This is a genomic window from Dyella sp. C9 (assembly GCF_003332825.1).
In the GTDB taxonomy this organism is placed as follows: domain Bacteria; phylum Pseudomonadota; class Gammaproteobacteria; order Xanthomonadales; family Rhodanobacteraceae; genus Dyella.
The window spans coordinates 92,571-115,020 of the sequence record NZ_QIRF01000010.1; the positions used below are offsets into that span (position 1 = coordinate 92,571).

At 65.6% G+C, this 22,450-nt stretch carries 21 protein-coding genes; 18 read left to right on the plus strand and 3 right to left on the minus strand.

The features are described 5' to 3' along the window. Positions 1-139 precede the first annotated feature (139 nt). The 10 genes from DVU99_RS12920 (at position 140) to DVU99_RS12965 (ending at position 9,904) form a co-directional block, all read left to right on the plus strand. Positions 140-1,072 carry a VOC family protein gene (locus tag DVU99_RS12920; protein WP_114240675.1) on the plus strand — a complete coding sequence of 311 codons (933 nt, stop codon included), beginning with the start codon at positions 140-142 and terminating at the stop codon, positions 1,070-1,072. Between the two features lie 8 nt (positions 1,073-1,080). Next, a complete protein-coding gene (locus DVU99_RS12925; protein ID WP_114240635.1) occupies positions 1,081-1,497 on the plus strand; it encodes a Rieske 2Fe-2S domain-containing protein in 417 nt (138 codons plus the stop codon). 2 nt (positions 1,498-1,499) lie between these two features. Further along, positions 1,500-2,621, plus strand: a complete 1,122-nt coding sequence (locus DVU99_RS12930; RefSeq protein ID WP_114240636.1) for an FAD-dependent oxidoreductase — start codon at positions 1,500-1,502, stop codon at positions 2,619-2,621. Positions 2,622-2,923: 302 nt separating this feature from the next. Continuing rightward, positions 2,924-3,703 carry a GTPase RsgA gene (gene rsgA, locus DVU99_RS12935; protein ID WP_114240637.1) on the plus strand — a complete coding sequence of 260 codons (780 nt, stop codon included), beginning with the start codon at positions 2,924-2,926 and terminating at the stop codon, positions 3,701-3,703. 121 nt (positions 3,704-3,824) lie between these two features. Beyond that, positions 3,825-4,346, plus strand: coding sequence for a GNAT family N-acetyltransferase (locus DVU99_RS12940; RefSeq protein WP_114240638.1), 522 nt, complete (start codon positions 3,825-3,827; stop codon positions 4,344-4,346). 37 nt (positions 4,347-4,383) lie between these two features. Further along, the gene (locus DVU99_RS12945) at positions 4,384-4,779 is read left to right on the plus strand and encodes a GFA family protein (RefSeq protein ID WP_114240639.1); all 396 of its coding nucleotides are present in this window, start codon (positions 4,384-4,386) and stop codon (positions 4,777-4,779) included. A 173-nt stretch (positions 4,780-4,952) separates the two neighbouring features. Beyond that, complete coding sequence (locus tag DVU99_RS12950; RefSeq protein ID WP_114240640.1) at positions 4,953-6,638, plus strand: methyl-accepting chemotaxis protein; 1,686 nt, start codon at positions 4,953-4,955, stop codon at positions 6,636-6,638. 139 nt (positions 6,639-6,777) lie between these two features. Further along, positions 6,778-6,975: a hypothetical protein gene (locus DVU99_RS12955; RefSeq protein ID WP_114240676.1), complete on the plus strand. Its 198-nt coding sequence runs from the start codon at positions 6,778-6,780 to the stop codon at positions 6,973-6,975. Positions 6,976-7,219: 244 nt separating this feature from the next. Then, a complete protein-coding gene (locus DVU99_RS12960; protein WP_114240641.1) occupies positions 7,220-9,013 on the plus strand; it encodes an LTA synthase family protein in 1,794 nt (597 codons plus the stop codon). A gap of 279 nt (positions 9,014-9,292) precedes the next feature. Beyond that, entirely contained in the window at positions 9,293-9,904 is a 612-nt protein-coding gene (locus DVU99_RS12965; protein WP_232823600.1) for an OmpA family protein, read from the plus strand. A 69-nt stretch (positions 9,905-9,973) separates the two neighbouring features. Here DVU99_RS12965 and DVU99_RS12970 read toward each other — a convergent pair whose 3' ends face one another. The 3 genes from DVU99_RS12970 to trxA form a co-directional block, all read right to left on the minus strand. Beyond that, positions 9,974-10,768, minus strand: coding sequence for a hypothetical protein (locus DVU99_RS12970; protein ID WP_114240643.1), 795 nt, complete (start codon positions 10,766-10,768; stop codon positions 9,974-9,976). 417 nt (positions 10,769-11,185) lie between these two features. Then, the gene (gene rho, locus DVU99_RS12975; RefSeq protein WP_114240644.1) at positions 11,186-12,907 is read right to left on the minus strand and encodes a transcription termination factor Rho; all 1,722 of its coding nucleotides are present in this window, start codon (positions 12,905-12,907) and stop codon (positions 11,186-11,188) included. A 154-nt stretch (positions 12,908-13,061) separates the two neighbouring features. Further along, positions 13,062-13,388: a thioredoxin TrxA gene (gene trxA / locus DVU99_RS12980; RefSeq protein ID WP_114240645.1), complete on the minus strand. Its 327-nt coding sequence runs from the start codon at positions 13,386-13,388 to the stop codon at positions 13,062-13,064. A gap of 455 nt (positions 13,389-13,843) precedes the next feature. On the opposite strand from trxA, the gene DVU99_RS12985 reads away from it, so the two are divergent. The 8 genes from DVU99_RS12985 to DVU99_RS13020 all read left to right on the plus strand — a co-directional run bounded on the left by DVU99_RS12985 (position 13,844) and on the right by DVU99_RS13020 (position 22,411). Beyond that, the gene (locus DVU99_RS12985) at positions 13,844-15,568 is read left to right on the plus strand and encodes a DEAD/DEAH box helicase (RefSeq protein WP_114240646.1); all 1,725 of its coding nucleotides are present in this window, start codon (positions 13,844-13,846) and stop codon (positions 15,566-15,568) included. Between the two features lie 210 nt (positions 15,569-15,778). Further along, complete coding sequence (gene ftsE, locus DVU99_RS12990; protein ID WP_114240647.1) at positions 15,779-16,456, plus strand: cell division ATP-binding protein FtsE; 678 nt, start codon at positions 15,779-15,781, stop codon at positions 16,454-16,456. Positions 16,457-16,491: 35 nt separating this feature from the next. Next, a complete protein-coding gene (gene ftsX, locus DVU99_RS12995; protein ID WP_232823602.1) occupies positions 16,492-17,445 on the plus strand; it encodes a permease-like cell division protein FtsX in 954 nt (317 codons plus the stop codon). Between the two features lie 148 nt (positions 17,446-17,593). Beyond that, positions 17,594-18,436, plus strand: a complete 843-nt coding sequence (locus DVU99_RS13000) for a response regulator (RefSeq protein ID WP_114240648.1) — start codon at positions 17,594-17,596, stop codon at positions 18,434-18,436. Continuing rightward, positions 18,433-19,134 (plus strand): uracil-DNA glycosylase, encoded by a 702-nt coding sequence (gene ung / locus DVU99_RS13005; protein WP_114240649.1) that lies wholly within the window; start codon positions 18,433-18,435, stop codon positions 19,132-19,134. The genes DVU99_RS13000 and ung overlap by 4 nt, the downstream gene beginning before the upstream one ends. 184 nt (positions 19,135-19,318) lie before the next feature. Next, positions 19,319-20,176, plus strand: a complete 858-nt coding sequence (gene rpoH, locus DVU99_RS13010) for an RNA polymerase sigma factor RpoH (protein ID WP_114240650.1) — start codon at positions 19,319-19,321, stop codon at positions 20,174-20,176. A gap of 109 nt (positions 20,177-20,285) precedes the next feature. Continuing rightward, positions 20,286-20,984, plus strand: coding sequence for a response regulator transcription factor (locus DVU99_RS13015; protein WP_114240651.1), 699 nt, complete (start codon positions 20,286-20,288; stop codon positions 20,982-20,984). Continuing rightward, on the plus strand, positions 20,981-22,411 hold the full coding sequence (locus DVU99_RS13020) for an ATP-binding protein (RefSeq protein WP_114240652.1): 1,431 nt from the start codon (positions 20,981-20,983) through the stop codon (positions 22,409-22,411). Before DVU99_RS13015 ends, DVU99_RS13020 begins: the two co-directional genes overlap by 4 nt. Positions 22,412-22,450 lie beyond the last annotated feature (39 nt).

Below are 22,450 nucleotides of genomic sequence, written 5' to 3' on the forward strand. Positions count from 1 at the left end.
GACAGATCGGCTTTACCGCTGGGCGGCCCGGCGCCGGGATAGTGGATGTAGGCGTCGGGCCCTCTTGACCGTTGGTGGTGTGACTACCCCGCTGGCAAGATCGGGCGGGTGGCTTTCCAAAGACGTTGGAGTGTGCTGGGTGAATATCGTTGGACTGGACTCACTGGTGTTTGGCGTCGATGACCTGGACGCGTCGATCCGTTGCCTGGCCGACTATGGCCTGACCTGCGTGGAACGCACGCCTTCGGGTGCCGTGTTCGAGGCGCTCGATGGCACCTCCGCGGTGGTGCGGCATGCATCGGACGGCGGGCTCGCCGAGGCGTTTGCGCCGTCGCCGAACATCCGCGAGACGATCTACGGCGTAGCGGACCAGGCCACGCTCGAGCAGATCGGCGCGGAACTGGGCAAGGATCGGCCGGTCACGCTGGGCAGCGACGGCGTGCTGCGCTGCAAGGACGACTCGGGCATCCCGATCGGCTTTCGCGTCACCTGCCGGCGGCCCATCGATGCGCCGCCGGTGCTGATCAACGTGCCGGGAATGAAGCCGCAGCGTCCGGTGAACCAGGTGGCCGCGGACCCCGCCATGGTGTGCACGCCGCGCTCGCTTTCCCATGTGGTGTTCTTCGTGCCCGACGTGGCCAAGGCCGAGCGCTTCTACACCGAACGCCTCGGCTTCCGGGTGACCGACCGCTTTACCAATGCCGGACCGTTCCTGCGCCCGGCCGGCACGCTGGAGCACCACTGCCTGTTCCTGATCCAGGCACCGGCGCACATGTTCGGCCTCAACCACTTCACCTTCCACATGGCCGACGCCAACGAGCTGATGCTGGCCGGCTGGCGCTTCCAGAACAAGGGCTGGAAGGGGTTCTGGGGTCCGGGGCGGCACATCATGGGCTCCAACTATTTCTGGTATTTCAACAGTCCGTTCGGCGGCGCCATCGAGTTCGACGCCGACATGGACCTGCACGACGACACCTGGGTACCGCGCGCGGTGGACGCGAACGCGGAAACCTCGCAGACCTTCCTGTTCGACTACCGCCCGCTGTGGTCGCCCGGCGGCAAGGATCACTAGGCGGGACCATGGCCGGCGCGAACGAATCTTGCACCGACGCGCCCGAGGCCTACCGCCCGCTGTGCGGACTCGACGAGCTGCCCGATGGCGGCGCACGCGGGTTCTGCAGCAGCGGGCAGGGCAGCGACGATTTCTTTGTGGTGCGTCGTGGCGATACCGTGGTTGGCTATCGCAACTGCTGTCCGCACAATGGCGTGGCACTGGAGTACCGCAAGGACATGTTCCTCAATGCCGCCGGCACGGACATCGTCTGTTATGCGCACGGGGCGCACTTCGACGTCGCGACGGGCTACTGCACGTACGGCCCCTGCGCCGGGGAGTCACTTGAGGCATTGCCGATACGGATCGAGCAGGGGCGGGTGATGATCCCGCGAACGATTGCATGGGGCAGCGGGGGCTGCCCGGGTAACAAGGGGTGGAGTTGACGATGTTGAAGCGCGCGTTGGTGGTCGGTGGTGGCATTGCGGGAACCTGCTGTGCCATCCAGCTTCGCAAGGCAGGGGTAGAGGTCGACCTGGTCGAGATCGACCCGCACTGGGGCGTGCTCGGCGCCGGCCTGACCATTACCGGGCCCACGCTGCGGGCGCTGCATGTGGTGGGTGTGCTCGACGAGGTCAAGGCGCTGGGCGCTACCTGGACCGGCGGCAAGGTACACGACCAGCAAGGCCGGCTGATCACCGAAATCCAGGTCGAGGCGCTGTCGCCCGAATTGCCGGCGACGGGCGGCATCCTGCGCCCGCTGCTGCACAAGGTGCTGGCCGAGCGCACCCGCGCCGTGGGCGTGAACGTGCGACTGGGCACCACGGTCACCGAGGTCACCATCACGGATGAACCTGCCGAGGCCAGCTTCAGCGACGGTACCCGTGGACGCTACGACCTGGTGGTGGGCGCCGACGGCATCCACTCCGCCCTGCGCGGAATGATCCTGCCGGACGCACCGCGGCCGACCTTCACCGGCCAGGTGATCTATCGCCTGCTGGCGCGACGGCCCGAGGGCTTCGAGTGCAGCCATTTCTACATGGGGCGCGACATCAAGATCGGCTTCAATCCGGTCTCCGCCACGCACATGTACATGTTCCTGTTGCACCCGGCTCCGGACAAGCCCTGGGTTGACCCCAAGGACCAGCCGGCCCGCCTGCACGCGCTGATGGAAGGCTATGGCGGCATCGTGCCCGAGGTCCGCGCCACCGTGCTGGGCGAGAACGCCGCCTCCATCAACTACCGCCCGCTGGAAGTGATGCTGGTGCCGCGCCCCTGGTTCCGCGGGCGCGTGGTGCTGATCGGCGACACGGTCCACGCCACGACCCCGCATCTTGCTTCCGGCGCGGGCATGGCCATCGAGGATGGCATCGTGCTCACCGAGGAGCTGCAACGTCACCCATCGGTGGGCGAGGCATTGTTCGCCTTCCAGGAGCGGCGCTACGAGCGCTGCGCCGGCATCATCCGCAACTCGGTGCGACTGGGCCAGTTGGAGATGGAGCACGGCTCGCCGGTGGAGCATGGCAAGCTCATGGGCGAGTCGCTCAAGGCTTTGCGCGAACCCATCTGAGGCAGGCCGCCGGTGTTCGCAGGCTCGGTCGCACTGCGCGCGGCCATCTGCCCGCATCGGCATGATCCAGCACTTGCATGCCTGTGCCGGCATGGTTACCCTGCGCGTCCCTGTAACCCAGCCAAGAGGAGGAAACGACCCATGATTGTTGTTGTAGCCGCATCCTTCGCCGGGTCGTCGCGCGCCTGACCGCTTTGCCAGCACCTCGCTGGCGCGCCTCCGCTTTTCGCAACGCACCCTGGCGTCCTGCCCGGCCTCCGCTCCGGAGGGCCGTCGCTTCCCATGCTTCCCAGGGTGTCTTCATGTCTTACAGGACGTTTTCGCTGCACCAGCTCGGCTGGCGTTCCGCGTACGCGCAACAACTGACGCTGGCGGATTTCGAGACCGGCTATCCGGCACGTGTCATGGCCGCGCATGGCGGCCGGCTAGACGTGTTGTCCTCGCGCGGTTCGGCCAGCCTGCCGTTCCCTGCGGAGCCGGTGGGCAACGATGTGGTCGTGGGTGACTGGATCTGGCTGGACGATGCCACCGATGGCGTGCTGCGCGTGCTGGCACGCCACTCGCGGGTGGCCCGCGTGCATGTCCAGGGCGGCCATCGCCGGCCCCCGGCCGCCGCCAACCTCGACGTGTTGTTCATCGTGTGGTCCTGCCAGGCCGAGTTCCAGCCCGCACGACTGCTGCGCTACCTCGCCCTCGCCAATGGTTCGGGCGTCACGCCGGTGGTGGTGGCCACGGGCGTCGATCGCGCGGGACGCGCCGAGCAGTTGGCCACGGCCGCGCGCGGCTTGCTGCCTTCGCTCGCGGTGGTGCATGCACCTTCGGGCTCGTCTGAAGGCCTGTCGGACCTGGCGCCCTGGCTGCTGCCCGGCCTTACCGTGGCGTTCGTCGGCACCGCCAGCGCCGGGCGCTCGCTGGTCATGCGTCGCGTGCTGGGTCCGGCGGGGGATGCCCCACGGGCGGCGATGCTGCGCGGCATGCTGCCATCGCCTGCTGGTGCCTGGGTCATGGAGACGCCCGAGCTGCGCCAATGGTGCCTGGGCACCGCCGAGCCTGTTCCGGATGCGGTGTTCGAGGCAGCCTAGCGCGGGTCGTCCTGCCCGTTTCGCGACGCCGTATCACGAAGGATTCGCGACAACCCCGTACACTAGCGTGGCCGTTGCAAGCGTTGGCGCTGCCGCGCCATGACCAACGGGACAGACCACGGTGACACTGACCATTCGAGACATCCGCCCTGACGAGTTCGATGCGTTGGGCCAGTTGCTGGTCCAGGTGTATGCAGGGCTGGAAGGCTTCCCGTCGCCGCAGGAACAGCCGCGCTACTACGAGATGCTGGCACGCATCGGTGAGTTCACCACCCGGAAGCACGCACGCGTGCTGGTGGCGGTGGACGAGGACCTCCTGTTTGGCGGTGTGGTCTATTTCGGCGACATGGCCGAATACGGATCAGGCGGTATGGCCACGACGTTGACCAATGCGTCGGGTTTGCGCTTGCTTGGCGTCGCGCCATGGGCGCGCGGCCGGGGCCTGGGCCGCAAGCTCACCGAAGCCTGCATTGGGTTCGCCCGCGAGCAAGGCCGTGCGCATGTGGTGTTGCACAGCACTGAAGCCATGCGCGTGGCGTGGGGCATGTACGAGCGCATGGGTTTCCAGCGTGCGCCCGACCTGGATTTCATGCAGTCGGCCCTGCCGGTGTTCGGCTTCAGGCTGGAGCTGCCTGAGGCATGAGTCCGATTCCCTTTCGCGTTTCGCGGAGCCTTTGCACATGACCCAGCGCGTCGCCACCTGCAGCTGCCGACAATTGATGTTGCGCACCGACGAGGAGCCGTTGCGCATCTCCATCTGCCATTGCCGTGCCTGCCAGCGACGCACCGGCAGCGCATTCGGCGTGCAGGCACGGTTTCATGAAGATCGCGTGGTGATCCGTGGCAAGGCCACGCAGTACGTGCGCATGGGCGATTCGGGCGGTTCGGCCACGTTTCATTTCTGCCCCGTGTGCGGCGCGACGCTCTATTACCAGCTCGAAGAGGCGCCTGGACTGATCGGCGTTCCGGTCGGTGCGTTCGTCCGGCAGGATTTCGATGCACCGGAAGTCTCGGTGTTCGAGGAATGCATGCAGCCCTGGATACGACTGCCCGACGGCATCGAGCACGTGTATTGATGCCGCTGTCGCGCAGACACGCGTGTCTGCGCGCGTGCGACAGCGAGCGGCGTCATTCGACTGTAAAAAAAGCGCACTGCATCACGTAAGCGCAAGATATTGCTCATAAAGGAAGCCCCTGCCGAGCCGATACCTCCCCATGGGGGGTGATCACCCTCGGTAGGGGAATCATCATGCGTTTTACCGTTCGTCTGAAGATCGTATCGGCCATGGGCATTGCCTTGGCCATTGCCCTGGTCGTGGGGCTGGTTGGCTTGTTCGGGGTGCGTGCCACCTACCGGCTGGTCGACGACATGTACCGCACCAACGTGCTGGCCATCGTCGCGGTAAGCGACGTGCGCTCGGCCATCGTGGATGACAGGCTCGCCCTCAATCGCTCGCTGATCGATCCGAAGCAGCGTGACGTGGTCAAGAAGACCACGGCAGACCAAGTGAAGCTGATGGCGGCATGGAAGCGCTACTACCCGGCCATGGTTTCTTCGGATGCGGAGCGCAAGGTCGCGCAGGATTTCGAGTCGCTGCGCGTGCAGGTGGGGCCGCTGGTGCAGCACGAAGCGGAATTGCTCGATGCCGGCAAGACCGATGAGGCACGTGTGCTGCACGTCGGTGAGGTGGCCGATGGCATGACGCGTGCGACCGCGGCGATCGACCAGCTGATCACCATCAACGAGAAGCAGTCCGAAGGCTCCGCAGCCGAGGCTGCGCAGCGCTTTGCGCACACCTGGAAGCTCTCGCTGGCCATCCTCGTGCTGGCCGTGCTGGTGCTGCTGGTGGTGGCGATCGCGTTGATCCGCGCGGTGACGCGCCCCTTGAACCAGGCACGCGAACTGGCCGGCGCGATCCAGCAGGGACGGCTCAACAACGGCACGGCCATTACCGGCAACGACGAGTTCAGTGACACCTTGCGCTCGCTGGACGAAATGGATCGCCAGCTCACCACCATCGTCACCCAGGTGCGCGACGTGGCCGAGCAGGTCACCGCTGCGGCGCGCGACCTGTCGCAGGGCAACGATGACCTTTCGCAGCGCACGCAGGAACAGGCCAGCTCGCTTGAGGAAACCGCCGCTTCGATGGAGGAGCTGTCGGCCACGGTGAAGCAGAACGCCGAAGGCGCCGGACAGGCGCGCGAGATGGCGTTGCGCATGCGCAAGCGTGCCGAAGAGGGTCGCGACATTGCAGGTTCGGCCGTGGGCGCGATGCAGGCGATCACCGATGCCAGCCGCGAAGTCGGCGAGATCGTGGGCATGATCGACGAGATCGCTTTCCAGACGAACCTGCTCGCACTCAACGCCGCGGTGGAAGCAGCACGCGCCGGCGAACAGGGACGCGGCTTTGCGGTGGTCGCCACCGAAGTGCGCAATCTCGCCCAGCGCAGCGGCAGCGCAGCCAAGAGCATCAAGGCGCTGATCCAGGACACCACCGACAAGGTCGCCGAAGGCGCCTCGCTGGTGCAGCGCACCGGCACCGCGCTCAACGACATCGCCGGCGACGTGCGGGAGGTCAGCACGATCATCGAAGTGATCGCGGCAGCATCGGAGGAGCAGTCCGCCGGCATCGGCCAGGTCAACAACGCGGTGGTGACGCTGGACGAAGTGACCCAGCAGAATGCCGCGCTGGTCGAGGAAGCCAGCGCCGCCAGCCGCAATACGCTGGACCTGTCGCAGGTGCTGATGAACGAAGTGGCCTACTTCACTCTGCAGGGTGAAGTCGCGACGGAGCGCCCGCACGTTGTGGCCGCCCATGCCGCAGCGCCTCGCGCCATGCCCGCCAAGGCGGCGGTACCGCCTGCGACGCCGGCAGCACGGCCGCGGCCCGAGCCCACGCTGACCACGGCCGGGGACGCCTGGACCGAGTTCTGACGCTAGCCCACGTGTCGTTCAACCCATGGGGCGCTCATGCGTTCCATGGGTTTCTACGTCAATGAAGACGCGGTTCGAGCTCGGGGAAGCCAGGCAGGCCAAAGAATACGATCATTGGGCGAAAATCCGTGGACAGGGCATGCTCCGGTATGTGCTGCTGAGGGGCGTGCTGTTCTACGGAATCCCCATGTTCATGGTGATGACCTACCTGATCCCCCATCCGCGCATCTCCACCGCCCAGTCCGTCGCCCTCTGGGCCCTGGCTGGCGCCGGCTACGGCATCGGCATGTGGATGGTGCAGGAGCGGCGTTTCCGCAAGGTGGCTGGCCGCGCCTGAGCGACGCGAGATCATGCGGTTGGTGTTTGCCTGCTGGCGCATCAGCCCCCGATGGCGGGGCTGAAGCGCCGTGCGCGGACAGCGTGGGGAATCTTGCTTGAGGCTGACACTTTTGTGAAGATTGGCCAGGGACGTGGGGGCTGCCTGGCGTAAGCACATCTGACTCACGCGCGTTACCGCGTATGGGGCGCTGAACGGCGACCGGAAGCCAAACGTGCCGACAGCGTGACGAATCAGGGGTGATATGACCACTTCACAAGGCAAGGCGATCCTCAAGATCGCATCTGCTTTCCTACTGCTCCCGGTTGCTGCGTGGGTCATGGATCGCCTCTCGCTCGGGGTGACGCTGGACAGCAACCTGTTCTCGACGACCTATTGGCTCAGCAGTCTGCCTGTACTGATCTTGCTGGCCGCGATGATCCTGCTGAGTCGGCGTGTGCTGCTGTCAGCCGCGATTATGCTGTCGCTGCTCGCGATGCTCTTCCTGGCCAACTACCTCAAGATCCGCTATCTCGCGGTGACGTTGATGCCGGCCGACTACTTTCTTTTGAGAGATCTGGATGAAAGTACGATCGCGCTGTTTACCCGGTATCTCAACAACCCTGCCGGGGTGATGGGCGCCATCGCGGTGGTCGCACTGTTGGTCGGCCTGGCTCGCTGGGATCGCCCCGTATTCTCTGGCCACCGCTATCTTCGCGCGTTCATGCTGATAGCTACGCTAGCCGCGGGATATGTCTCGCTCGTCTCCCCGTGGAGCGAACGGATCTATTCCGTCGAGCGCCTGAAGGTCGTTCCAGGCCAGTCCCGGGTCACGCAATATCAGGCTGGCCTCATAGCCGGCCTGGTCCAGGCTGCACATGTCATTGGCCGGGCTTTTGACGAACCCATCGATCGGCATGCGGCCAACGAGCTTTTTGTTCGTTTTGGTGGAAGTGAACTGCCAACAAGTGAACATGCATCAGCATCGCGCCCGGATGTGATCGTCATTCAAAGCGAGTCCTTCTTCAATCCGGACGTGATTAGCCAGGTTTCCGATACGCAAGCGTTGCTGCCCAATTTGCGCGAGGCGGAACGAACAGGTGCCGGAGGAACCCTGCTGGTTCCCACCTTCGGCGGTGGAACCATTCGCACGGAGTTCGAGGTGCTGACCGGCATACCGCTCGCCGCTTACGCGAGAGTGCAGTTTCCATATCTGCAATTTGGCGGTTCGGACATTCCCGGCCTTGCCCGATTGTTCTCTGGCAATGGTTACGAGACCGTCGTCGTTCACGGTAACAGCGGTACCTTCTGGAATCGAAGACAGGCCATCCATGCGCTCGGGTTTGACCGATTCGTTACGGCTTCGGAATTCGATAAAAAGGCATATCGCGATGGTTGGTATCTATCCGACCACTCCATGACCGATGAAATCATCGGTCAGCTCGGGCACGGGGATAGGCCGCACTTCATTTTTGCCATCAGCATCGAGGCTCACGGCCCCTATCTCGGCGCGCCCCGTAGCGAGGGCATGCTGCATCGTTCACCTGCGGCACCCGCCGCATTCTCGCCGGATGCTCGCGACGAGTACTCGCGTTACGCGTATCACATTGCGAATGCAGATCAGGAGCTCGGGCGCCTTTGGTCATACTTGCGGCAACGGCAACGCCCATTCGTTCTGGTCTTCTATGGCGATCATCTGCCTCCTTTCCAGGATGTCTACCGGGAGGCCACGTTTCGCGATGGCCGTGCAGCCAGCGTGCATGGAACGCCATGGATCATGCTTGGCAGTGATGTGACGGCATCCCCCCGCAAGCAGATCTATGCCTGGATGCTACCGGACGAGGTGCTTCGAGCGGCGGGATTGAAGGACAGCCCTTATTTGTCAGTAGCCCACGCCGCCGGTCAAGCGCTCATCGATTCGCCGGCACCGGCGCAGTCTTCCGATGCTTTGAGGCATGCGCTGTATTCGGCGGCACGCCTCGATTTCAATGGTGAGTTGGACTCCACCATCTCAAGCGGCACAGGCGCAAAGGCTGCAGCTACCGAAAAGGGCCCGTGATATAGCCCCGGCTTCGGGGCGAGTCAGCGCCATTTTCACCACAAGCGTAAAGTCCGCGCCGCTACCTTTAAGCCTGAACAGTGCCTGTGTTCACGCTCGGTTTCATCCCTTCGGCGCATGTTCGAGGAGTGACGCGGCCGGTTTTCCACAGGCGGCGCTTTTGTCGTGTCCGTGCGTGGTGATTCGCGCGGGTCGAGGTCTCAAGCCCTTTGCGTTTGCTTGACGCTTTGGACGGATACTCCCGATGGCGTACCCGTTCCGTGCAGGGGCGGTTGGCGTGTGCGCGCCGCCAACGAGAGGAGACAGACCATGGCAATTGCAAGCTCTCGAATCGCTCGGGGATGTATCGGCATGTTCGTCGTCGCGCTTTGTGGCTGTACCGGATACGTCAAACAGAGCGATTTCAATGCCGCCATCGCGGAGCTGCGTGCGAACGATCAGAAGCAACAGCAGGAGATCGACGCGATCACGCAGGAGATGCACCAGAAGTTCGCGCAGTACGATACGCAGATAACCGCGATGCAGGGGCGCATCAGCGTCGACACGATTGCCCATTTCGACACCAACCAATCCACCTTGCGCGACGAGGACAAGCAACGCCTCGACGACTTCGCCAAGGTGATGCGTGAGCACCACGCCAATGCGGTCATCACGGCCGAGGGCTTCGCCGATCCATCCGGTTCGGCAGCACTCAACCAACGCCTTGCGCTCAGGCGCGCACAGGCGGTGCGTGACTACCTCGTGCAATCGGGCGGCTTGAATGCCGGTCAGGTGCGCGCCGTGGGCTATGGCAAGGTGGCGAATCGCCAGGTGGTGAAGGGGGCGACGGGCGAACAGGGGCAACCCAATCGCCGCGTGTCGCTGGTCACCGACTTTGCCGGCAGCACCTGAGCCGCAAGCCGGCAGCATCGGTCGAATTGCAAAGGCCGCCCATGGGCGGCCTTTGCATGTCCGCAGGTATCACTTTCCTGTGGCTTTGTAGCTTAGTTCGGCGCTGTAGCTGTCGATGTGCGCACTCTCGTCCTGCAAGGCATCGTTGAACGACTTGCGCGTGGCCGCCGCATCGGCCTTGCCGTATACGCTCTCCATCATGGTCCACAGCGGCGTAGCCGGCTCCTTGCCCAGCTCGGCCCATGAGGCGGACGGAATCACGACGATGAAGTCCGGGGCGTCGCTGCCACCATCACGTATTTCGTTGATGGCGTAGTAGTTGGGCCATTTTGACTTCTCGGCTGCGTCCGCGATCTTCTTCGCCACGCTGACGAAGGTTTCGTGCGCCTGGTGGCCGGGCTTGAGCTTGAAATAGATCACCTCGATGAAATGTGTCATGTCGATCAGGGGCTGATTGCTGCCCGGGCTCTTCGGCAGGTGGCTCAGCTCCGGATGGACTTCCATGAAGGCGCTGGTCTCGCTCTTGAGACGCGGATTGATGCTGGAGCGCGAGGTACTGTCGCAGGCCTTGGCGGCGGCTTGCATGGCGTCGTACTCCGACCATGGAAGCGGGTCGGTGGTGTAGGAGTATGCGTAGGTGTCCCCGGTTTCGTGCACCCACGCCGTCCAGGTGTACTTGAACCCATGTTGTGCCAGGCACTGGTTGTAGGACTTGATGCCCGCTTCATAAGCGTTCTGGTCAGGTGGCGACACGATGTCCGTGAAGTCCCTCATTACGAGGGTTGGGGGCGCATCCGCCGCGCGGGTGCCGGTGGTCCATGTGATGGCTGCAGCCCATGCCAGCCAAAGCAAAGTGTGCTTCATGGTGCTCTCCATGGGGGCGAAAGCCCCGCCTGTATGGGGTGAACAACGACACGCGCGGCGCAACCACCGGCGATAGCCGGCTTGCAACATCCGGAACCCGGAGTGATCGCGCAGTTGTCGACCGGCATTGGCAGCGGGCGCCCGGGATGCAAGGCGATGCGGAAATGGGGAAATGCAGGGCGCATGCTGTCCGCTCCGGTGGGCTGGCCAGGCCGGACCGTGGTGGGGCACGCCGAAGCATGTGCTCACGCAACGTATCGGCTTGGACGTAACGGGCGGTAGCGCGGATGGTGCCTGTTCGGCGGTGGCGGACTATAGGCCAAACAGCCTAGTCGGGCGATGTTCGCCGCTGGCGGGCCGGCTGAAACGGCGAAGGCCGCCCTGGGCGGCCTTCGCGTGTGACGCAAGCGGCTGGGATCAGCGCTTCATCGAATTGAAGAACTCGTCGTTGGACTTTGTGTTCTTCATCTTGTCGAGCATGAACTCCATCGCGGCCAGCTCGTCCATCGGATGCAGCAGCTTGCGCAGGATCCAGATCTTGGAGAGCAGGTCCGGCTCGATCAGCAGGTCCTCGCGGCGGGTGCCGGAGCGGTTGATGTCGATGGCCGGGTAGACGCGCTTCTCGGAGATGCGGCGGCTCAGGTGCACTTCCATGTTGCCGGTGCCCTTGAACTCTTCGTAGATCACCTCGTCCATCTTGCTGCCGGTGTCGGTCAGCGCGGTGGCGATGATGGTCAGGCTGCCGCCTTCCTCCACGTTGCGCGCGGCGCCGAAGAAGCGCTTCGGGCGCTGCAGCGCGTTGGCATCCACACCACCGGTGAGCACCTTGCCGGAGCTGGGCACCACGGTGTTGTAGGCACGGGCCAGGCGGGTGATGGAGTCGAGCAGGATCACCACGTCCTTCTTGTGCTCGACCAGGCGCTTGGCGCGCTCGATGACCATTTCGGCCACCTGCACGTGGCGCACGGCCGGCTCGTCGAAGGTCGAGGAGATCACTTCCGCACGCACGGTGCGGGCGATTTCCGTCACTTCTTCCGGACGCTCATCGATCAGCAGCATGATCAGATGGACGTCGGGGTGGTTGTACTGGATGGCCTGCGCGATGTTCTGCAGCATCATCGTCTTGCCGGACTTCGGCTGGGACACGATGAGGCCACGCTGGCCGCGGCCGATCGGCGCCACCAGGTCCAGGATGCGGCCGGTGATGTCCTCGGTCGAACCATTGCCACGCTCGAGCTTGAACGCCTTGCGCGGGAACAGCGGCGTCAGGTTCTCGAACAGCATCTTGTTCTTCGACGCCTCCGGCGGATCGCCGTTGATGTCGTCGACCTTGAGCATCGCGAAGTAACGCTCGCCTTCCTTCGGATGGCGCACGCGTCCGGTGATGTAGTCGCCGGTACGCAGGTTGAAGCGGCGGATCTGGCTGGGCGAGACGTAGATGTCGTCCGGGCCGGCCAGGTAGGACTCGTCCGCCGAGCGCAGGAAGCCGAAGCCGTCCTGCAGGATTTCCAGCACGCCCTCGGCCCAGATGCCACCGCCGGAGCGGGCGTGGGCCTTGAGGATGGAGAAGATCACGTCCTGCTTGCGGGCGCGGGCGACGCCTTCCTGGATGCCCAGCGACTCGGCGAACTCCAGCAGCTGGATCGCGTTCTTGCGCTTGAGCTCGGTGAGGTTGATCAGGCGGTCGTTGCTGCCGGCATCGGCGTAGTCGTCGTCCACCGGCAGGCCGTTGGGATTGCGCGGATGCTGCTGGTTGCCGCCACCCTGGCCACGCTGCTGGTTGCGCTCGTGGCGACGGCGGCGACCGCGACCATCACGGTCATTGCGGTTGAACTGCTGCTGATTGCCATTGCCGCCACCTTGCTGCTGGCCGCCTTCGCGGGCTTCCTGCTGCGGACGTTGGCCGCCTTCGGCCTGCGGAGCGGATTCTGCGACGGAAGCGGGAGGGTCGGCGGGAGGGGCGGCGCGCTCCACCGGCGGCGGAGGCGGCATGTCCAGCTGCGCCTGCTTTTCGGCCTTGGCCGCGGCGGCGGCCGCAGCGGCGGCGGACTTGCGGGGTGCGCGCGGGCGGGGTTCAGCCACAGGCTTGGCGTCGGCGCTCTTGGCGTCGTTGGTTTCTTTGCTTTCGATATCAGACACGGGCAAACCTCTGCGGGGCGCCGTTGATGACAGGAGGGAAGGGTTGCGTTGCGCGGACGGCGCGGGGGACAGGACAGTCCCGACGGACGCATTGGAATCTAGCACCGGCTCCGCGGCGCCGTAAAGCGCCGCGTGCCGCAAAATTCAGAAAACTTCAGATGGCCTTGTCGATCATCTCGGCCAGCTTGCCTTTGTTGACCGCGCCGATCTGGGTGGCCTCGACCTTGCCGTTCTTGAAAACCATCAGGGTGGGAATGCCACGCACGCCGTAGTCGCGGGGCGTCTTCTGGTTGTGGTCGATATTGATCTTGGCGATGCGCAGCTTGCCCTGGTACTGCTGGGCAAGCTCGTCGAGGATCGGGGCGATGGCCTTGCAGGGGCCGCACCACTCCGCCCAGAAGTCCAGCAGGACGGGGGTATCGGACTTCAGCACTTCCTGCTCGAAGGCGTCGTCGCTCACATGGGTAATCAGGTCGCTCACCGGGGTCTCCGAAGGTAGGCGGGATAGGGCTTTCACGACCGCGCGCCCAGCATCGGCTACACTGGGGTGCCCATGAAGCGCGGGGTCGTACCGGAAGGAAGTCTTGATGCCGTTGCGGCAGGCCTCCATTCCAGCGTAACTCGGGGCACGATTCAAGCGATTCAAGGGTGTCCCCGGACGGTTCCGTTGACATAGGTGAAAGGGTTTTCCTTGAGGAACAGGGTGTTATCGCCCGTAGTCCTTTGACCTATGCCAGCGGAGCTGTCGCGGACCACCGCTCCCTCCGGCGCCAGCCAATGCAGCGTGTCGCCGGCACGTGAGATTCCTCGGGATTTCGCCTGCCGCGCCATGTTCGGGTCGCGCCGATCATCCACCCGTTCCTTGTAGCGTCTCACCGGCAAGGAGCCAGGCGGTCGCCTCGCGGCGCCGCCTGCCCAGTGTTCCCATATAAGCGAATGTCTCAAACCGTACTCACCGATACCTTTTTCACCAACTTCGATCTCCATCCGCTGCTCCAGAAGGGCCTCGACGAGGCCGGCTTCACGCGCTGCACGCCGATCCAGGCGCTGACCCTGCCAGTCGCGCTCACCGGGCGTGACGTGGCAGGCCAGGCCCAGACCGGCACCGGCAAGACCTGCGCCTTCCTGGTGGCGATGATGAATCGCCTGCTCACCACGCCGGCCGTGGCCGAGCGCAAGGACAGCGATCCGCGTGCCCTGGTGATCGCGCCGACCCGCGAGCTGGCCATCCAGATCGAGAAGGACGCCAAGTCCATCGGCCGCTACACCGGCCTGCGCACCGCGCTGATCTACGGCGGCGTGGACTACGACAAGCAGCGCCAGCAGCTCAAGGACGGCTGCGACATCATCATCGCCACCCCCGGCCGCCTGCTCGACTACTACAAGCAGCACGTGTTCGGCTTCGAGGGCGTGGAAGTGATGGTGATCGACGAGGCGGACCGCATGTTCGACCTCGGCTTCATCAAGGACGTGCGCTTCATCTTCCGCCGCCTGCCGGCGCGCGAGCAGCGCCAGGTGCTGCTGTTCTCGGCCACGCTGAGCCATCGCGTACTGGAGCTGGCCTACGAGCACATGCACAACGCCGAAAAGCTCGAGGTGGAGACCGAGAACGTCACCGCCGACCGCGTGCGCCAGGTGGTCTACTTCCCCGCCAAGGAAGAGAAGATGCCGCTGCTGCTCAACCTGATTGAGCGCACCAGCCCGACCCGCAGCATCATCTTCGTCAACACCAAGGCCGCCGCCGAGAAGATCACCGATCGCCTCAAGCGCCAGGGCTACCGCGTGGGTGCGCTGTCCGGCGACGTGCCGCAGCTCAAGCGCCAGAAGCTGCTGCAGCGCTTCCAGGAAGGCCAGCTCGACATCCTGGTGTGCACCGACGTGGCCGCGCGCGGCCTGCACATCCCGGCGGTCAGCCACGTGTTCAACTACGACCTGCCGCAGGATGCCGAGGACTACGTGCATCGCATCGGCCGCACCGCGCGCCTGGGCGCCGAGGGCGACGCCATCAGCTTCGCCTGCGACCTGTATGCGATGAGCCTGCCGGACATCGAGACCTATATCGGCCAGCGCATCCCGGTGGCCAATATCGAGCCGGACATGCTGGTGATGCCCAAGCCGCGCGAACAGGACGCCCAGTTCATGGCCGACTCCGCCGCCGACAGCGCCGCCTTCGGCGACAAGGTGGAGTCCCGCGAGAAGGACGGCGGCTCGCGCAAGCCGCGTGAGCGCAGCCGTGGTGGTCGCGATGGCGATCGCCCCCGCAGCGACAAGCCACGCGAGCCGCGCAAGCCGCGTGCGGAGCACGGCGAGGCCGTTGCCTCGCCGGTCGAGAGCGCTGCCGCGCCCGCCACTGCGCCGGCGGACGAGTCCGCCGATGGCGTGGCGCGCAAGCGTCGTCGCCGTCGTGGTGGCCGCAACCGTCGTCGCGACGGCGAGGCTCCGGCGATGGACGTCGCCGCGCATGCCGGCAACGAAGCCGCCGCACGCGCGCCGCGTGGCGAGCGTCGCCCGCCGCGTGAGCGTGGTGCTGCCGAGGGTGGCAATGGCCATGCACGTCCGTCGCGCCAGGTGACCATCACCTCGGCCAAGTCGGCCGAGCATGTGCCGCCGCAGAAGGTCGGCTTCTTCCGTCGCCTGAGCAAGTTCTTCACCGGCCGCTGATGTCCCGTCATCCCAGCGAAGGCTGGGGTCCAGCGCCTTCGTGGCGCGTCCCGGGGCACTGGATTCCGGCTTTCGCCGGAATGACGAACAGGCAGGCCGTGGCGTTGGTTGTCGCCACGGCCTGAACCCGCGGCAGCAAACCCGCACAAAGGCCCTGACCTTCGCGCGAGCATCCCTTATCCTTGCGGCATCCAGGATCGGGGACGCGCGGTGATCCGCTTCGACCAAGTCAGCAAGCGCTATGAAGGTGGCCATGAGGCCCTGTCGCAGCTTTCCTTTGAGGTGGCGGCAGGCGAGATGGCCTTTGTCACCGGCCACTCCGGCGCCGGCAAGAGCACTCTCCTCAAGCTGCTCGGCCTGATCGAGCGGCCTTCGCACGGCATGATCACGCTCGATGGCCAGAACCTGGCCAAGGTCGGCCGCAGCGGCATTCCCAAGTTGCGCCGCCGCGTGGGCATGGTGTTCCAGGATCACCGCCTGCTGATGGACCGCACCGTGTTCGCCAACGTCGAGCTGCCGCTGATGATTGGCGGCATGGCGCCGAACGAGCGCAGCAAGCGCGTGCGTGCCGCGCTGGAAAAGGTCGGCCTGCTGGCCTATGAGCGCCAGCTGCCTGAAACCCTTTCCGCGGGCGAGCAGCAGCGCGTGGGCATTGCCCGCGCCATCGTGGCCAAGCCCATGCTGCTGATTGCCGACGAGCCCACCGGCAACCTCGACCCCACCCTCGCGGTGGAGATCATGGGCCTGTTCGCCGAATTCCAGCAGGTGGGCACCACCGTGCTGGTGGCCAGCCACGACCTGCCCCTGATCAAGCGCATGAGGAAGCGGGTGATCGTTCTCGACCATGGCCGCTTGGTGGCCGATGTGGCCGCGCAGGAGGTGCTGTGAGCACGCAACCGGACATTCCGCTCAACGAGAGCCCGCTGCTGGCCGAGACCCATGCGCGTGGTGGCCGTTCGCGCGCCCGTCCGGTGGCGAGCTGGCGCGAACACCATGGCTGGAGTGCGGCAGCCAGCCTGCGCCGCCTGATGTCGCGACCGGTGGGCACCCTGCTCACGGTCGCCGTGATGGCCATTGCGCTGGCCCTGCCGCTCACCTTCTACCTGCTGCTGGGCAACCTGCAGAAGATGGGCGACGCGCTCGGCCAGAACCAGACCATCAGCGTGTTCCTGCAGCCGGGCCAGGGCGTGGCCTCGGCCGACATGCTGGCCAAGAAGTTGCGCGAGCGCGGCGAAGTGGCCGCGGTCACGGTCAAGTCGCCGGACCAGGGCATGGACGAGCTGGCCAAGATGCAGGGTTTCTCCGGTGCGCTGCACGCGCTGGACGCGAATCCGCTGCCCTTCGTGCTGGAAGTGCTGCCCAGGCCGGATGCCAGCGCCGACAGCGTCGATCACCTGGTCGGCGAAATGCGCGACATGCAGGGCGTGGACCAGGTGCAGGACGGTGGCACCTGGCGCCAGCGGCTGGAAGCCCTGCTCGGCGTGGGCCAGCGCGTCGTGCTGATTCTTGCGGCCTTGCTGGCGGTGGCCGTGCTGCTGGTGGTGGGCAACACGGTGCGCGTGGACATTGCCAGCCGCAGCGAGGAAATCGGCGTGCTGATGCTGGTGGGCGCAAGCCGCGCCTTCGTCCGCCGCCCCTATCTCTATGCCGGCATCTGGTACGGCCTGTTCGCCGGCGTGCTGGCGGCCGGTTTCGCCGTGCTGGTGGAGCTGGCGCTGGCCGAGCCGGTGCAAAGGCTTGGCCAGGTGTACGCTGGCAAGCTGCAGGTCGACGTACTGCCGGTGTGGCTGCTGGCCGCGGTGCCGGTGGCCGCGGCAGTCCTGGGTTGGCTGGGCGCGCGCCTGGTCAGTGCATGGCAGTTGCGCAAGGCCGCCTGAACCGTGCGCGGGCTCACGGCCGTGCCGGGGGCGTAATGCGAGGGTTGCGTGGCTGGCGCCGGGCTTCGGCACCGGGCATCAAGGCGCGAGGAGGATGCGCCGATACAGCGCCGACACGGAACGCCGGCCAATACGTGGAAGACAGGGGATGAGCGGAAGTTTCAGCAGTCGAGTGATGGGGAGCGCGCCAAGGGTGCTGGTGGTGGATGGCTCCAAGGTGGTGCGCCAGCTGATCGCGCGGGTGCTGAAGGCCGAGCTGCCCGAATCGGAGGTGGTCGGCGCCGGCACCGGTGCCGAGGCGCGCGAGATGCTCGAAGGCGGCGCCTTCGATTTCATCACCATTGCGCTGCGCCTGCCCGACATGGACGGGCTGGAGCTGGCGCGCCATGTGCGCGAATCGGCGGCCCAGGCCTATGTGCCCATCGTGGTGGTCTCCGGTGACGTGGATGACCGCCTGCACAACCGCACCCTGGGCGAGCACGTCACCGATTATTTCGACAAATCGCTGGGCTTCCAGGCGCTGGCGGATTTCATCCGTGGCTATGTGCGCCCGGCCGACTCGGCCGAGGGCGAGGTGTTGTACGTGGAGGACAGTCGCGTGGTTGCGCTGGCCACCCGCCGCATCCTGGAAAAGCACGGCCTGACCGTGCACCACGTGATCAGCGCCGAGGATGCGCTGGCCCTGCTGGAGACGGCCAAGGCGCAGGGCAGGGTGGGGGCCGACATCGTGCTCACTGATGTCAGCCTCAAGGGCGAGCTCACCGGCGGCGACCTGCTTGAACGGGTGCGCCGCGACTACGGCTACGGCAAGGGCCGCCTGCCGGTGCTGGTGATGACCGGCGACGAAAACCCCGTCAACCAGGCCGCGCTGCTGCGCGCCGGGGCGAACGACCTGGTCGAGAAGCCCATCGAGGAGAAGCTTTTGATCACCAAGCTGCTGTTCCAGCTGCGCGTTTCGCAGCACCTGCGCGAACACGACGAAGCGGCATGACCGAGGATCGCGTCCGGCTGGAGCCGTCCTGGAAAGCCCGCATTGGCGACTACCTGCAGCGACCGGACATGCAGGCGCTGGGTGATTTCCTGCGCGCCGAGAAGCACGCCGGCAAGGTGATCTATCCGCCCGGCCCGGAGATCTTCGCCGCCTTCGACCACACCCCGTTCGATGCCGTGCGGGTGGTCATCCTGGGCCAGGACCCCTACCACGGGCCCAACCAGGCGCATGGCCTGTGCTTCTCCGTGCGTCCCGGCGTGCCGGCGCCGCCGTCGCTGCAGAACATCTTCAAGGAGATCCTGCGGGACCTGGGCATCGCCCCGCCGGACCACGGCTGCCTGACGCCCTGGGCCGATCGCGGCGTGCTGCTGCTCAACGCCTCGCTGACCGTGCAGCAGGGGATGGCCGCCTCCCACCAGGGCAAGGGCTGGGAGGGCTTCACCGATGCCGCCATCGACGCCCTGAACCGGGAGCGGGAAGGGCTGGTGTTCATGCTCTGGGGCTCCTACGCCCAGAAGAAGGGCCAGCTGATCGACGGGCGCCGGCATTGCATTCTGCGTTCGGTGCACCCATCTCCCTTGTCGGCGCACCGGGGATTCCTGGGCTGTGGCCACTTTTCGGCGGCGAACCGGTATCTGGAAAGCCGCGGGGTGGCCCCCATCGACTGGTCCCTGCCAAAGCGCGCCGAATTAGGCTGAACGGGCCTTTCACTCCTCCTGAACCGCCCGGCAGGCATAGTGGAGCCTCCCCTGGGATGCCCCACTGGACGGGTGTCCTAAATTCCTGTACTATTCAGTTCATCAAAGGCGCCGGAACTCGCCGGGGCCTTTAGCACTCTCACCATACGAGTGCTAAGCTGATCCCCCATTCAGGAGGTCCAACATGTCTCAAGCTTTGGTGACCGCCAACCTGCCGGTGCCGAGTGTCGTCGGCAGTCTGGATGCCTATATCGCGGCGGTCCATCGGATTCCGGTGCTCAGCCAGGATGAGGAGCAGGCGCTGTCGCGCCGCTACAACGAACAGAACGATCTGGACTCGGCCCGCCAGCTGGTGATGTCGCACCTGCGTTTCGTGGTGCACGTGGCCCGTGGCTACAGCGGCTACGGCCTGCAGCTGTCCGACCTGATCCAGGAAGGCAACATTGGCCTGATGAAGGCCGTCAAGCGCTTCGACCCCGACCAGGGCGTGCGACTGGTCAGCTTCGCGGTGCACTGGATTCGTGCCGAAATGCACGAGTTCATCCTGCGCAACTGGCGCATCGTGAAGGTCGCCACCACCAAAGCGCAGCGCAAGCTGTTCTTCAACCTGCGCAAGAGCAAGAAGCGCCTGGGCTGGATGAACGCCGAGGAAGTGCGCACTGTGGCCAAGGACCTGGGCGTGCCGGAAGCGACCGTGCGCGAGATGGAATCGCGCCTGTCGGGCCGTGACATCGGTTTCGAGGCTCCGGCCGACGCCGAGGAAGACGCCAAGCCGGCTCCGGAAGCGTTCCTGATCGACGACGGCGCGGACCCGTACGAGAATGTGGCCGACGCCGACCAGGCCGACAACCAACTGGATACCTTGTCCAACGCGCTGGAGAAGCTGGACGAGCGTTCGCGCGACATCATCCAGCGCCGCTGGCTCAACGAAGACAAGGCCACGCTGCAGGATCTGGCCGATGAGTACGGCGTCTCCGCCGAGCGCATCCGCCAGGTCGAGGCCAATGCCATGAAGAAGATGCGCAGCCTGTTCGCGGCGTAAGCTTTCCGATCGGCGTAACATGCCAACGGCCCCTTCCGGGGCCGTTTGGCTTTGCGGGGACATGGCAGGCTCCGCACCCCTGGACTGGAACCCCCGCTCTCAATCCGCCATGCCCCGAGTGCTGGTCATCGAAGACGACGAAACCACCGCGCGAGAAATCGTCGCGGAGCTTGGCGTACACGGCATGAGCACCGAGTGGGTGGCCGATGGTCGCGCGGGGCTGGAACGCGCCAGCCAGGGCGATTACGACCTGGTGACACTGGACCGCATGCTGCCCGGCATGGACGGCATCGACGTGGTGGCGGCCTTGCGCCGCGCCCAGGTCGACACGCCGGTGCTGATGATCAGCGCGCTCAGCGACGTCGACGAACGCGTGCGCGGCCTGCGTGCCGGCGGCGACGACTATCTGACCAAGCCGTTCGCGCCGGACGAGATGGCTGCGCGCGTGGAAGTGCTGCTGCGCCGACGCCAGCCGACCGTGGCGCAGCGCCTGCGCGTGGCGGACCTGGAGCTGGACCTGGTCAGCCATGTCGCCTATCGAGGCGGCCAGCCGCTGACGCTGCTGCCCACCGAATACCGCCTGCTCGAATTCCTGATGCGCAATTCGGGACAGGTGCTCACCCGCAGCATGATTTTCGAAACGGTATGGGGCTTTCACTTCGACCCCGGTACCAACGTGATCGATGTGCACATCGGCCGGCTGCGGCGCAAGATCGACGGCACCGGGCAATCGGCGCTGATCCACACCGTCCGCGGTACCGGCTACATGATCGCCGCGGCCAACGAAGCGGCATCGGTGGTGTCATGAACGCACGTCCCAACGCGTGGCATTCGGCCACCTCGCGGCTGATCCTCATCTACGGCGTGCTGTTCGCGCTGTGGGGCTTCGTGCTGGTCTGCGTGATCCAGTGGGAAACCACGCGCTACCTCAACAGCGTGATCGACCAGATGCTGATGCAGCGCATGCACTACATTGCATCGACCGATCCCGAGCGCCTGCCGACGACGGTGGACGCGGCCAGCGCCATCGACCCGCACGGCATCATGTCGGTGGGCCTGTTCGACCGTGATCACCGGCCGGTGGCGGGCAACATCGACCACCTGCCGGTTTCGCTGCCCCGCGACGGCCAGGTGCACCTGCTCAAGCATGGCCTGCCGCGGCCCGATCGCGATGCCGAGCGCGTGCGTGCCCGTGGCCTGGCCAGCATGCTGCCCAATGGCGACATCCTGGTGATCGCAAAGGACACCAGCACCATCGACGGCATCGGCGCGATCATCCGGCGCGCGCTGCTGTGGGGTGTCTCGCTCACCGTCATCCCGGGCCTGCTGGGTGGTTTCCTGCTGCGGCGCGGGCCGGCCAAGCGCATCCGCGAGCTGCAGGAGGCGACCGACCCGATCCGCCAGGGCGATCTCTCCAAGCGCCTGCCGGTAAGCCGCCGGGGCGACGAACTGGACCAACTGGCGGCAATCGTCAACACCATGCTGGGCGAGATCGAGCGCCTGATGAGCGAGGTGAAGGGTGTATGCGACAACATTGCGCACGACCTGCGCACGCCGCTGACGCGGTTGCGCGCCCGCCTGTATCGCACCCAGCAGCAGCTAGAGGGTGCACCCGAGGCGGCGCTGGTGGAATCGTGCATGGTGGACATCGACGCCGTGCTGACGCGCTTCCGCGCGCTGCTGCGCGTGTCGGAGCTGGAGGACCGCAATCGCGCCGCCTGCTTCGACGAAGTGGACGTCGGCCAGGTGCTGCGCCAGGTGCACGAGTTCTATGCGCCGGTGGCTGAGGATAGGGGCCAGCCGTTCGAGCTGGAGGTGCAGCCGCTGTCGCCGATCCGCGCGGATGCCCATCTGTTGTTCGAGGCGCTGGCCAACCTGGTCGGCAACGCCATCAAGTTCACCCCGCCCGGCGGTACGGTGAGTCTTCGCGCCAGCATGGACAAGCGTGGTCCGCGCGTGGACATCATCGACAGCGGCCCGGGTATCCCCGCCGACGAGCGCGACGCGGTCACCCGTCGCTTCTACCGCGGAGACAATACGCGCAGCACGACGGGCTCCGGCCTGGGCCTGAGCATCGTCAGCGCCATCGTGCGACTGCACGGCTATGCGCTGGACATCGGCGAGGCCAGCGCCGGCGCGCGTCTCACCTTGTATTGCTATGCGCTGGCGCCGGGCGAGAAACCTGGCACCTGCCTGTCGCGCACCGTGCCGGAAGTCACGACCGCCACGGCGTGATCGCCGCCCTCGCGGCAACATGAAATTATCTTCATGCGT